10 protein-coding genes are annotated in these 12,755 nt (G+C 70.0%); 4 read left to right on the top strand and 6 right to left on the bottom strand.

Annotation, left to right across the window (positions count from 1 at the left end; translation table 11 throughout):
• Positions 1–40: 40 nt before the first annotated feature.
• The gene (locus tag ACF088_RS32240) at positions 41–1,147 is read right to left on the bottom strand and encodes a CobW family GTP-binding protein (protein ID WP_392379415.1); all 1,107 of its coding nucleotides are present in this window, start codon (positions 1,145–1,147) and stop codon (positions 41–43) included.
• Positions 1,148–1,269: 122 nt separating this feature from the next.
• Positions 1,270–2,439, bottom strand: coding sequence for a citrate synthase/methylcitrate synthase (locus ACF088_RS32235; RefSeq protein WP_392379414.1), 1,170 nt, complete (start codon positions 2,437–2,439; stop codon positions 1,270–1,272).
• Positions 2,440–2,552: 113 nt separating this feature from the next.
• Here ACF088_RS32235 and ACF088_RS32230 point away from each other — a divergent pair, with 113 nt between their 5' ends.
• From ACF088_RS32230 to ACF088_RS32215, 4 genes are all read left to right on the top strand, one after another.
• Positions 2,553–3,800: a citrate/2-methylcitrate synthase gene (locus ACF088_RS32230; protein ID WP_392379413.1), complete on the top strand. Its 1,248-nt coding sequence runs from the start codon at positions 2,553–2,555 to the stop codon at positions 3,798–3,800.
• Positions 3,801–3,997: 197 nt separating this feature from the next.
• Positions 3,998–4,996, top strand: coding sequence for a sucrase ferredoxin (locus tag ACF088_RS32225; protein ID WP_392379412.1), 999 nt, complete (start codon positions 3,998–4,000; stop codon positions 4,994–4,996).
• Between the two features lie 1,161 nt (positions 4,997–6,157).
• Complete coding sequence (locus ACF088_RS32220) at positions 6,158–7,813, top strand: ATP-binding protein (protein ID WP_392379458.1); 1,656 nt, start codon at positions 6,158–6,160, stop codon at positions 7,811–7,813.
• Entirely contained in the window at positions 7,810–8,484 is a 675-nt protein-coding gene (locus ACF088_RS32215) for a response regulator (RefSeq protein WP_392379411.1), read from the top strand. The genes ACF088_RS32220 and ACF088_RS32215 overlap by 4 nt, the downstream gene beginning before the upstream one ends.
• Positions 8,485–8,694: 210 nt before the next feature.
• On the opposite strand, the gene ACF088_RS32210 is transcribed toward ACF088_RS32215, so the two are convergent.
• The 4 genes from ACF088_RS32210 to ACF088_RS32195 form a co-directional block, all read right to left on the bottom strand.
• Complete coding sequence (locus ACF088_RS32210) at positions 8,695–10,299, bottom strand: cation acetate symporter (protein ID WP_392379410.1); 1,605 nt, start codon at positions 10,297–10,299, stop codon at positions 8,695–8,697.
• Positions 10,296–10,802, bottom strand: a complete 507-nt coding sequence (locus ACF088_RS32205) for a DUF485 domain-containing protein (RefSeq protein WP_392379409.1) — start codon at positions 10,800–10,802, stop codon at positions 10,296–10,298. Before ACF088_RS32205 ends, ACF088_RS32210 begins: the two co-directional genes overlap by 4 nt.
• Before the next feature lie 107 nt (positions 10,803–10,909).
• Entirely contained in the window at positions 10,910–11,584 is a 675-nt protein-coding gene (locus ACF088_RS32200; protein ID WP_392379408.1) for a response regulator, read from the bottom strand.
• A complete protein-coding gene (locus tag ACF088_RS32195) occupies positions 11,581–12,747 on the bottom strand; it encodes a sensor histidine kinase (protein WP_392379407.1) in 1,167 nt (388 codons plus the stop codon). Before ACF088_RS32195 ends, ACF088_RS32200 begins: the two co-directional genes overlap by 4 nt.
• Positions 12,748–12,755 lie beyond the last annotated feature (8 nt).

The following is a 12,755-nucleotide window of genomic DNA, read 5'->3' as shown; positions in this document are numbered from 1 at the left end:
GGTGACGCCGTCGGGCCGGTGGAGGACCGGCCCGACGGCGTCAGCCGTCTTCGGAGTCCTCGCGCGCGGCCACGTACCGCAACACGCCCCACATGCTGTTGTGGTCGGCGTCCGACGGTGCGCTCTCGCGGCAGTTGTCCAGTTCCTTGTGCAGGGCCGGTGCATCGATGCCGCTGCCGATCATGACGAGCTGGGTGCACCGCTCCTCGCCCTTCGGCCACGGTGCGGGATAGAAGCGCAGGAAGTCTCCGACGGCGTGCACCGTGAACTTCTGGCGGTTCTCCGGTACGTCGAAATGGACGAAGCCTTTGATGCGGTAGAGACCGGCGGGACGGCTGTCGAGGAAGTCCATGAGGCGGCGCGGGTGCATCGGCTCGGCGGAGGTGAACTCCACGCTCTGATAGGCGGTATGGAGGTGACCTGCGTGGTGGGTGTGGCCGGGGTGGTCGCACTCGTCGTCCGAGCCGTGCGCGGTGTCCTCGCTCGCCGCGGTCTCGCGCAGCAGGTCCTCGAAAGACAGCTGGCGTACGGCCGCGTCGTAGTCCTCACCCGGTCCACGGTCGAAGAACAGCTCGGGATCGATTTGCCCGTACGCCGTGCAGATCACGGGCCGGCCGGGAGCAAGGTCCGCGAGCGTCTCCATCAGGTGCTGCCGCGCCGCATCGCCGATGCGATCGGCCTTGTTGAGCACCACGATGTCGGCGATACCCACATGCCGGTCCAGTTCCGGATGCCGGGCCCTGGTGTCCTCGAACTCCGCGGCGTCGACGAGCTCGATCAGCCCGCCGTAGACGATCCGGTCGTTGTCGCTGGCGAGGATCATCCGGATGAGTTCCTGCGGCTCGGCCAGCCCGCTGGCCTCGATGACGATCACATCGATCCGGGCGGCGGGTCGCGCGAGCCGCTCCAGGTAGGTGTCCAGCTCGCTGGTGTCGACCGCACAGCACAGGCAGCCGTTGCCGAGCGAGACCATCGAGTCCACCTGCCCGGCGACGGTCATGGCGTCGATCTCGATGCTGCCGAAGTCATTGACGATCGCACCGATACGGGTGCCGTCGCCGTTGCCGAGGAGATGGTTGAGCAACGTGGTCTTGCCCGACCCGAGGAAGCCCGCGAGCAGGACGACCGGGATCTGTTGCGTGGCCAAGGGAGCGCCTCCATGGTGCGGGTGGCGGGCCGCGCGGACCGGCGGCGGACGAGCTGCCGATCGTAACGGAATGCCTGCGCCGCGAGCCCGGCCCGCCCCCGCACCACCTACGGACCGCCCCGCTAGCGGGACGCGACGACGGGCAGCGGCTGTGGCGGGGGCGGGCCGACGTACCGGGCCGCGGGGCGAATGATCTTCGAGTCCTCGGCCTGCTCCAGAATGTTGGCGCTCCAGCCCACCACGCGGGCCGCGCAGAAGGTGGGCGTGAACATCTCGCGCGGCAGCCCGCACAGTTCCATGACGACCCCCGCGTAGAGCTCCACATTGGTGTGCAGCTCACGTCCGGGCTTGAGCTCGGCCAGCAGCTCTTCGACCCTCGCCTCCACCTGGACGGCAAAGTCCACCAGCGGCCCGCCGAACTGTTCGGCGATACCTCGGAGCATCCTGGAGCGCGGATCCTCGGTGCGGTATACGGAGTGGCCGAACCCCATGATCCGGTCCCCGCTCAGGACGCGGTCGCGGATCCAGGGGGCGATGCGGTCGGGTGTGCCGATGGCGTCGAGCATGTCCAGGGCTCGACTGGGCGCACCGCCGTGCAGTGGTCCGGAGAGGGCACCGACGGCACCGACGAGGCAGGCCGCAAGATCGGCGCCGGTGGAGGCGATGACGCGGCCGGTGAAGGTCGACGCGTTGAAGCCATGGTCGATGGTGGAGATCAGATACGCCTCGATCGCCCGGACCCGGTCGGTCTCCGGCTCGTCGCCGGTGAGCATGTGGAGGTAGTTGGCGGCGTAGCTCAGATCCGAGCGGGGCTCGACGGGCTGCAGGCCACGGCCGAGCCGGTGGAGCGCGGTGACCAGGGTCGGTACGGCGGCGCATGCGGCGAGCGCGTCGGCACGTCGGCGGTCGGCGTCGATGTCGTACAGCGGCCGGAAGCCGGCCGTCGCGCCGAGCAGGGACAGCGCGGTGCGCAGCCCGGCGAGGGGGCCGGAGGGCACACCGGCACGGGCGAGGGCGGGCAGCGCCTCGCGTACGGCCGCGGGCAGTGTGCGCAAAGCGGCGGTCTCGGCGCTGAAAGCCGCGAGCTGCGCCGCGTCGGGCAGCTCCCCGTGGAACATCAGGTACCAGACATCCTCGAAAGTACGGGCCGTCGCCAGCTCGACGGCGGAGTACTGGCGGTAGTGGTAAAAGCCCTCGATTCCCCGGACGTCGCCCACCTGGGTCTCGGTGATGACGACGCCCGCAAGCCCACGGGGCGCGTCGATCGGTGTGTTCGCCTCGGCGCTCGGCATTGCTGATCTCCTTGCTCTTCCTCACCTGAATGTTGATCCGACTGTCTATGCTTGATTCAAGTATTGTCAATATTGATTGAATCAATGTGGATGAGTCTGGATACGGTGAGCCCATGGCGGATCGAGGCACGGCACAGGACACAGGCGGGCAGCGGCTGAGCACCCGAGAGGCAGCCGACCGGCTGGGCGTGAAGCCGGAGACGGTGTACGCCTATGTCAGCCGCGGCCAGCTGACCAGCCGTCGCGCGCCGGGCGCCCGCGGCAGCACCTTCGATGCGAAGGAGGTCGACGCGCTCGCCCGGCGTGCGGGCCGCCGTGAACCCTCCGCCTCCGGCAGCGAGTTGGCGGTCAGAACGGGCATCACACTGATCGACCGCGACCACTGCTATTTCCGCGGCGTCGACTCTTCGGAACTCGCCGCCCACTACAGCTACGAAGAAGTAGCCGAGTGGCTGTGGACCGGCGAGCTGCGCCCCGGCATTCGCTTCACGGCCCCACCGGACGCGCTGTCGGCCGCCCACCACGCCGTACAGGCACTGCCGGCCCACAGCGGACCGATGGACCGCCTACGGGTCGCCGCGATCGCTGCGGCGACCGCTGACCCGCTCCGATTCGATCTGTCCGAGGACACCGTCGTCGGCACCGCCCGCAGCCTCATCCCGACGCTTGTCGACGCTCTGCCGGCGCACAGCCCCGAGCAGAGCGCTGCCGGCCCTCTCGCCACGCGTCTCTGGTCACGGCTGACCGCGGAACCCGGCGACGCCGCGGCGCTCCGCGCTCTGGACGCCGCGCTGCTCCTGCTCATCGACCACGACCTCGCCGCCTCGACGTTCGCGGTACGCGTCGCCGCCTCCGCCCGCGCCCACCCGTACGCGATTGTCTCGGCGGGCTTCGGGGCGCTGGACGGCGTGCTGCACGGCGCGGCAAGCGGACTCGCCCACCGGATGCTGGTGGAGGTGCGGGACCGGGGCAGCGCGACTGCCGTGGTCGCCGACCACCTGCGCACCGGCCGCCGGGTCCCGGGGCTCGGTCATCGCCTCTACCCGGGTGAGGACCCGCGAGCCCGCACGCTGTTCCGATTCCTGGAGGAGGTACCGCAAGCCCGCCCCGCCCTCCAGGCGGCCCGACAAGTGGTCACCACCACGGCCCGGCACACAGAGCTGCACGCCAATGTCGACCTTGCGCTGGCCGTACTGACCGTATCGACAGGCATGCCGGCGGAGGCAGGCGAGACCATCTTCGCCATCGCCCGCACCGCCGGCTGGATCGCCCACGCCTTGGAGGAATACGCCGAACCGCCCCTCCGCATGCGCCCTAGCGGCCAGTACCACGGCCCCCGCCCGCCGCAGCCGCTGCCGTGACTCGAGGCTGCCGCAGGGAGGTCGCTCCGGGCGATGCCAGGACTCTGGCAGCACCGGCGCCGATGCCGGAGTCCCGGCCTCGCCGGACCTCACTCGAGGGGGCACTCGTCATCACCGCGGGACGGCTGGTTCTCCATCGCCCCGTTGGACACCCACCCGGCACCCGACGCGGGACAGATGAGGTTAGGCTCACCTATGTGAGTACCTGCGCCACCGCTTCTCGTGAATCGGCCGAATCTCTCGCCGGGACCGCGGCCCCTGCCCGGACCTGGCTGCTCATTGAGCAGCCGGGGCCCTGGGGCACCCATGCGCTGGCGGACAGTCACCTCGACCCTGACGTCGGCCGGGCCTTGGAGGCCGCGGCAGAGGGAACGGGCGTACGCGTCGCCCTGATCCGCCGACCGGGACGCCATGCCGACCGCCACGGCACCTCCCGGCGGCGGCTGTTCCTGGCACACACCGCGCCGGGACGGTCCTGGATCCGTACGACCACCGTCACCGACCCGCGGGCGGCCCTCGGGCTGAACTTCGCGGCCCTGGGAGCGGGAGAGCACCACGGTCTCTGGGAGCCGTACATCGGTGAGCCGCTGGTCCTGGTGTGCACCAACGGCAAGCGGGACCGTTGCTGCGCCCTGCTCGGCCGCCCGCTGGCCGCCGAGCTCGCCGCCGGCGGAACCGAGGCCTGGGAGGTCACCCACATCGGGGGCCACCGCTTCTCCCCCACCCTTTTCGTCCTCCCCTACGGCTACGCCTACGGACGTGCCTCCGCCCCCCTGGTCAAGGAGGCCGTGGAAACGGCGCGCGACGGACGGATCACGATCGACCACGCCCGCGGCCGCTCGGCCTGGGACCGGCCCGGCCAAGCCGCCGACCTTGCGGTCCGTGAGCTGATCGGGGAGGACACGGCGGACGCACTCGACGTCGTACGGACCGACACGGTGTGGCCCGAACCGAGGTCGGCCGACAGCCTGACGTCCGGCGGTGCGGCCCTTGCCGGAGCCTCCGCCGTCTGGGCGGTTACCGTGGCGCACTCCGACGGCCGCATCTGGCAGGTGATCGTCGAACAGCGGGCCGACGGTGCTCCGGCGCCCGCCAGCTGTGGTGCGCCGCTCGGTCCACCGGCGCGCATGGCGGTTGTCTCGATCAGTGCGGCGAGCAGCATGCCGCAAAGGGCGGCCCAGGCCGTCGGCAGATGACTTGGCGGGCTCCCCGAGACGGTCACCGCGTGCTTCACCACTCTGCGCTCGCCCACCCCGCGATGCCGCCTCAGGAGACAGGCACGGGCCCTCGTGCGGGCCCCTCCGCCGCCCACCCGGAAGTCGACGGGCGATCCGGCTACATGCGGCCCCGCCGGTCGCGCGAACGGCACCCGGCAGCGGGCGACTGCTCCACGACCAAGTGAATCGGCAGACCAGACGCACCGACCAACTGCGCCGGGACCGTCCGCCCGCTCCCCACCGACCGAACGGCACTCGTCCCTCCCTCCTCCACGATTTGCACCACGTCCCGTGGCTGCTGCTCTCCCCCGTCGACCGCATGACCGCTCCCTTCCGCACGCCCCATCGCGCACCACGTACCGCCCCAGTCGGTCCGCACCCCGGCGCAAGACCCACCCACCTGCTCACCATGCGAGGTTATGCGCGCGCAATCCGCGACCGAAAGGTCTGTGGATAACTGCTTCCAGCTCTCGCCCTGCCTCGTTGACGTGGGCTTGACCTGCGCCTTCGTCGCTGGAGTCAACCCTCTGCCACCGATCGGCGAGACGCGCTGACTCCACCGGCGCCGACGTATCGACAGCCTCCCTCCCGCTGGGAATTGCTCGGATGAGTCGAGGAGCCGCGGGTCGAGGGCCGAGCGCTCCGAGCGCGATGAACCGACGGGCGGCCGTGCATCACGGCACTGTCGTTGCTGCGGTGGTTGCCGGCGTTGCGATGTAGGCGATCTTGATGCTGCGGGCGTTCTTCCTGCTCGCCGCCGGTCAGGCGGCAGTGCGCCTCACGTGCTGCGGCTCGCGATGGGGCGGGGCACCTTGCACGTCGCCGCCCGGACACCCTCCGAATTCGCTCCGTCAGGTATTACCAGCCGACCCATCTCCCCGCTTACTGTTCGTTCATATGGGCGAGAAGGAAGCGTCGGTCCCGCGCCCGAGCGCCGCAGAGCACTCGGGTTCCGCGCCGTTTCCCACCGAGACGGCCTCTGGGGCCCCCAGCAACGAGCCGCTCAGCAACCTGCACACGACTGACGGTCTGCGGGCTCCCGACACCCGGGCCCTGGTCGAGCACGGCCCCACCGACCACGCAAAGCGCCGGACAAGGCCACGGCTGGGTTGGCCGCGGCGGGTTTTCTCCCAGGTACTGATGGTGCAGCTGGCCATCGCAACCGGTGTCACAGCCCTGGCGACCGGCCTGTTCCTTGCCCCGCTCAGTGCGCAGCTCGACGACCAGGCAATGCGCCGCGCCCTCGCCATCGCACAGACCACCGCGGCCGAGTCTCGCCTTGACGATGCCCTGGAGTCCTCCCGTCCGACGCGCCACGGCCCCGTACAGCACGAGGCGGAGCGGATTCGCGCGGCGACCGGCGCCGAGTACGTGGTGATCATGGATAAGCAGGGGGTGCGCTGGTCGCATACCGACCCCGATGAGATCGGCCGCCACGTCTCGACCGATCCCAGCGTCGCGCTCTCCGGCCAGGAGGTGATGCAGATCGACGAGGGCACCCTCGGCCGGTCCGCGCGCGGCAAGGTCCCGCTCCGTGACGAGGCCGGCAAGGTCGTCGGCGCCGTCTCCGTCGGCATCGCGTACGAGAGCGTGCAGGAACGGCTGCTCTCCACCGTCCCTCAGTTGCTCGCCTACGCGGGCGGAGCGCTCGCCGTGGGCGCGCTCGCCGCCTATCTCGTCGCCCGCCGGCTCCAGCGCCGCACCCACGACCTGGCGTTCTCCGACATCTCCGCGTTGCTCGTCGAGCGGGAGGCGATGCTGCACGGCATCCGGGAAGGGTTCCTCGCTCTCGACAAGAACGGCCGCATCCGCCTGCTGAACGACGAGGCGCAGCGCCTCCTGGATCTCCATGCCGAGGACACCGGCCGCCCGCTGGACGCGGTCCTGCCTCCCAGCCGTACGACGGACGTCCTGGCAGGCCGAGTTTCGGGGGCGGACCTACTGGCTGTCAGCGGGCACCGGGTTCTGGTGGCGAACCGCATGCCGACCGACGACGGCGGTGCCGTGGTCACGCTGCGCGACCGTACCGAGCTGGAGCGGCTGGGGCGCGAACTGGACGGCACCCGTGGCCTCATCGATGCCCTCCGTGCCCAGGACCACGAGCACGCCAACCGGCTGCACACCCTCCTCGGCCTGCTCGAACTCGGGCTGCACGAGGAGGCCGTGGAGTTTGTGACGCAGGCCGTGGGCGTGCATCACGCGACCGCCGAGCAGGTCACCGAGCGCATCCACGATCCGCTTCTCGCTGCCCTGCTGGTGGGCAAGGCCACGGTCGCCACCGAGCGCGGCGCCTCCCTGCGCGTCTCCCCCCGTACACACCTGCCCGACCGCCTGGTCGACCCGCACAGCCTGGTCACCGTCCTCGGCAACCTCGTCGACAACGCACTGGACGCCACGTCGGGTGAGCGTGACGCGCAACTGGAGGCGGAGGTCCGCGCCGACGGCCGCACCGCCGTCGTGCGCGTCAGCGACAACGGACCGGGCGTGCCCGAAGAGCGTCGCGGGGAGATCTTTACCGAGGGCTGGACAACGAAGGAACCGCCGGCCCACGGACAGCGCGGCATCGGCCTCGCGCTCGTACGGCGTCTCGCTGAGCGCTACGGAGGCAGTGTCGAGGTGGGCGAACGCCCCGGTGGCGGAGCGGTGTTCACCGTGACGGTCCCCGACGCACTGTCCGAGGAGCTTCCCGAAGCGCCTGAGGCAACCCTCCAGGAAGCAGTCACGGACACCCACACCACCAGACGGTTCGAAGGGGGCACTCGTCGCCCCGACGCCTCCACGGAGGCCGCCAGATGATCGACGTACTGGTCGTGGACGACGATGTGCACGTCGCGAAGATCAACGCGGCCTATGTCGCGAAGATCGACGGCTTCCGTGTCAGTTGCCTCGCGCACACGGCCGCTGAGGCCCTTGCCGCCCTTGAGGCCCACTCCGTCGATCTGATCCTTCTGGACCACTACCTCCCCGACAGGACAGGACTCCAACTGGTCGGCGATCTGCGACGGCGCGGCCTGGTCACCGACGTGATCATGGTGACGGCGGCGCGCGATATCGCCACCGTGCAGGCCGCGATGCGCCACGGTGCGCTGCAGTACCTCGTCAAGCCGTTCACCTTCGCAGGCCTGCGCTCCAAATTGATGGGATACGCGGCGCTGCACCGTACCTTTGCGGGCGGTGGGCAGGCCGAGCAGTCCGAAGTGGACCGGATCTTCGGGGCGTTGGGATCCGCCAACGCGGGTCCCGCCGAGTTGCCGAAGGGGCACTCCACCGCCACCGCCGACCGGGTGCGCTCGGTTCTGCGCTCCGCGGACGCCCCGCTGTCGGCGCAGGACGTGGCCCTCCAGGCAGGGCTGAGCCGGCAGACCGCACAGCGCTACCTCAAACTCCTGGAACGCACCGGGCGGGTACGCCTCACGCTCAAGTACGGCGAGACGGGCCGCCCCGAGCACCGCTACATATGGGTCTAGTCAGGGACGAACGCCACGCTGAGCCGACGGGCACCGGCAAAACCGGGGCACACGGGTAAGGCGTGGCAGCCACGCATCACGCGACTGCGGCGCCCGTCCGCTCCATAGGTCCGGTCCGGCCCTGGCCTGGCCTGGCCTGGCCAGGCCAGGCCAGGCCAGGGCCGGACCGGACCGGACCGGACCGGACCTGTCGAAATGTATCGAACAGGCCTAGGCTGCCCCTGCCCCTGTCAGCGCCCGTACCTCCGTCTCTGCATGCCGTGCCCCGTCGGCGGCCTCCGGGGAGAGCACCGTTCCCAGCCACCCCATCAGGAAGCCCAGCGGGATCGAAACGACACCGGGGTTGTCGAGCGGGAAGAAGGCGAAGTCCATTCCGGGGAAAATGGAGTCATGGCTGCCGGAGACCACCGGTGAGAGAACGACAAGAGTGATCGCCGGAATCAGGCCGCCGTATACGGACCAGACCGCGCCCCGGGTTGTGAAGCGGCGCCAGAAGAGCGTGTACAGCAGGACCGGAAGATTGGCCGATGCGGCAACGGCGAACGCCAGGCCCACCAGGAAGGCGACGTTGAGGTCCTGGGCGAGCAAGGCGAGGCCGATGGCGACCGCGCCGACGGCCACCGCTGCGATGCGCGCCACGGTCACCTCGGCACGCTGGGCGTCCTGCGCCGAGCCCCGCGGACGCCGTAGCGAGGCGTACAGGTCGTGCGCGACGGAAGCCGACGAGGCGAGCGTGATGCCGGCGACCACGGCCAGGATGGTGGCGAACGCGACTGCCGCCACCACGGCGAAGAGAACGGTGCCGCCGGTCGAACCCGCGCCGCCTCCCAGATCGAGGGCCAGCAGCGGGACGGCGGTGTTGCCGGCCGTATTGGACGTCCGGACGGCGTCACTGCCGAGTACCGCCGCAGCGCCGAAGCCAAGCACGATGGTCATCAAGTAGAAGCCACCGATCAGCCCGATGGACCAGACGACGGATCGACGGGCGGAACGCGCCGTGGGGACGGTGTAGAAGCGGGAGAGGATGTGCGGCAGCCCGGCGGTGCCCAGAACCAGCGCGATGCCGAGGCTGATGAAGTCCAGCCGAGAGATCCAGTCCTCACCGTATTTGAGGCCCGGTGCGAGGAAGTCGCGGCCGTGGCCGCTGCGTTCGGCGGCGGTGTTCAGCAGGACGTTGAAGTCGCCGTGAAACCGGACCAGCACCAGGACGGTCAGAGCGATGGCGCCACCCATGAGGAGCACGGCCTTGACGATCTGGATCCAGGTCGTGGCGCGCATCCCGCCGAAGGCGACGTAGATCACCATCAGGGCACCGACTCCGATCACCATCCAGGTACGGGCCTGCTGGCCCGCGCCCCCCAGGAGCAGGGCGACCAGACTGCCGGCCCCGACCATCTGCGCCACCAGATAGAGCACCGACACGGTGACGGAGGCCGCCCCGGCCGCAATACGGACGGGACGTTCCCGCATCCGGGCTGCGACGACATCGGCGAGGGTGAACCTGCCGCAGTTACGGACCAGTTCGGCGACGAGGAAGAGAACAACGAGCCAGGCAACGAGGAAGCCGACCGAGTACAACAGGCCGTCGTAACCGAAGAGGGCGATCAGCCCGGAAATCCCGAGGAAGGAGGCGGCCGACATGTAGTCGCCCGCGATGGCGAAACCGTTCTCCATCGGAGAGAAAAGCCTCCCTCCTGCATAGAACTCTTCGGCGGAGCCGTGCCTGCGACGGCTCACCCAGGTGGTGATCGCCAGGGTGATGGCGATGAACACGCTGAACAGAACCCAAGCGAGGGCCTGGTGGTCGTCGGTCACCGTACGTTCCCTCCGGTGAGCTCCTGGGTTTCCCAGCGAATGTCGAGCGCCGCACTGTCCCTGCGCAGTCGGGCATGGCGCGCGTACGCCCAGGTGAGCAGGAATGTCGTGGCGAACTGACCGAGTCCGGCCAGCATCGCGATATTCAGGGCGCCGGCGACGCGGTGGGCCATGAGGCCGGGCGCGGCGGTCGCCGCGATCACATAGGCGAGGTACCAGGCCAGAAAAATCGCCGTGCCGGGCAGGACGAACCGCCGGTAGCGGCGGCGCACCTCCTGGAAGGCCACGCTCCTTTGCACCGCAAGATAGATCTCGTCATGCGGCGCGGACCGCTCGTCTTCCGGTACCGGTACCGGCCGGGGTGACTGACTGCTGCCCCACTCGGCCGCTGCCTCCGCTGCGCCGTCCAGCTCGCCCCACCCGGAGGCGAGAGAGTCGTACCAGGGGTCATCGAGCCGCACGCCCCCTGATTCACCGGCCGAGCGGCCGTCCTGCTTGTCCACCGAACTCTCCTTGGTGCACGGGGCTGTTGTCCGTGCGACCCAAGGTTGGACAGAAAGGAAGATCCGGGACTCTTCATTCCGAACCCTTCACCCCATCAGGTGATGGGCTATCCGGGCGGCTGCGCCAGGCCGTGACGGTACGCGTAGTGGATGGCTTGGGCCCTGTCCCGCAACCCTGCTTTGGCGAAGAGATTGTTGATGTGGGTCTTCACCGTCGCGGTGGAGACGTGCAACGTCCGCGCGATCTCCGGATTGGACTGGCCCTCGGCGACCAGCCGCAGCACCTCCACCTCGCGGGCGGTCAGGCCGTCCGGAGGCGCCTGCGGCGGTTGCGGCAGGGGCCGTACGGGCTCCGCGACCCGCTCCAGCAGCCTGCGCTGGATCTTGAGCGACAGACCGGCTTCGCCCGAGAGCACACCGTCGATGGCACGGACGATCTCATCGCCGTCCGCGTCCTTGGTCAGATAGCCACGGGCGCCGGCCTGCAGTGCGGGAAAGAGCGAGTCGTCGTCCGCGTAGGTGGTGAGCACCACGACCTGGGTACCGGGGTGCTCGGCACGGATGCGCCGGGTGGCCTCGACACCGTCACAGCGTGGCATGCGCAGGTCCATCAGTACGACGTCGGGATGGAGTTCGGCGACGAGCCGGATGGCGTCCGCACCATCCGCGGCCGATCCGACGACCTCGATGCCCGGCAGCAGTCCCAGCAGCATCACGATGCCCTCACGCACCACCGTCTGGTCATCGGCGACCACGACCCGTGCCACTGTGCGCGCCGTCATACAGGAACCCGCAGCTGCACCACGAAACCCTTCTCGTCGGGGCCGGAATCCAGCGTTCCACCAAGAAGTTCGGCACGCTCCCGCATCCCGAGCAGACCGTATCCGGAGCCGCTGCCCCCGAGCTCGCCGGGCTTACCGCGGCCGCCGAAGTCACGCACCTCCAGCCCCACGCTGCCCCTCCCGTACTCCAGCCGCACGCTCACCCGTGCCCCCGGTGCGTGCTTGCGTACGTTCGTCAGCGCCTCCTGGGCGACCCTGCGGACCGCGAGGCCGGCCTCCGCCGGCAAGGCACGCCCCTCGCCCGCCACCTCCAGCTGAATGCCCTCAGCGGCCGCCAGGCGGCGCAGAAAGTCCTCGACCGGGATCACCTCCCCTCGTAGCGCGGAAAGCGCCTCACGGGTACCGTCCAGCCCTTCACGGGCCATCCCCCGGCACGCCACCACCCTGTCCAGGAGCTGATCACGGTCCGCCTCGAGATCGGCGCTGCGCTGGATCAGCTGCCGCGCCGCCTCCAGGTGCACCAGCTGGGCGCTGAGACTGTGGGCAAGAACGTCGTGGATCTCGCGTGCGATCCGCCCGCGTTCGGTGAGCGCCGCCGATTCGGCCTCCGCCTTGCGGGCGGCCCGCTCCTGGGCCAGCAGCCGCTGGGCGTTGCCGCGAGCCTCGGCATCCAGCCGTACGACATAGCCCGCCAGCGCCAGACCCACGGTGGTCGTGGTGGTCGCGATCCAGTTGTCGTGGTCCAGCGCTGCGTACGCGCCGAGGGCTGCGGCGGCGCACGGTACCGCGGCGCTCAGCGGAAGCCGCTCCATGGCGATGACGGCACCGGCGCACCACAGGACGATCGCGGGCACCCGCGCCCCGGCGAAATCGAAGCCGAAGGCCGCCGCCTCCAGTACGGCGAACAGCCCGATGGACGGCCACAGACGGCGTGCCAGCGTCGTCCGGAAGAAGCCGCGGAAGACCAGGACGGTGACGGCCATGCCGGCACACGCCGCCACCCGCCCCCAGCCGGTGAAGCCCGGCCCCGTCAGGGTGATCCACACCAGGCCGGCGAGCACTACGACACGCACCGCTCGGCCGATCCACACCCGGGCGCCGCTGACGCCCTCACGGGACAGTGACTCCCGCAGGGGCCATCTCGTCCAGGAGTTCAGCGGCACGTACGGTC

The organism is Streptomyces sp. NPDC015125 (assembly GCF_043080045.1).
In the GTDB taxonomy this organism is placed as follows: domain Bacteria; phylum Actinomycetota; class Actinomycetes; order Streptomycetales; family Streptomycetaceae; genus Streptomyces.
Note: the sequence above shows the minus strand (reverse complement) of the source record. Positions and strands in the feature narration are given on the sequence as shown.

Bases quoted from the DNA above. Each gene is read 5' to 3' on its own strand.
- ACF088_RS32235 (WP_392379414.1), bottom strand. From the start codon at position 2,439: ATGCCGAGCGCCGAGGCGAACACACCGATCGACGCGCCCCGTGGGCTT.
- ACF088_RS32230 (WP_392379413.1), top strand. From the start codon at position 2,553: ATGGCGGATCGAGGCACGGCACAGGACACAGGCGGGCAGCGGCTGAGC.
- ACF088_RS32220 (WP_392379458.1), top strand. From the start codon at position 6,158: ATGGTGCAGCTGGCCATCGCAACCGGTGTCACAGCCCTGGCGACCGGC.
- ACF088_RS32215 (WP_392379411.1), top strand. From the start codon at position 7,810: ATGATCGACGTACTGGTCGTGGACGACGATGTGCACGTCGCGAAGATC.
- ACF088_RS32200 (WP_392379408.1), bottom strand. From the start codon at position 11,584: ATGACGGCGCGCACAGTGGCACGGGTCGTGGTCGCCGATGACCAGACG.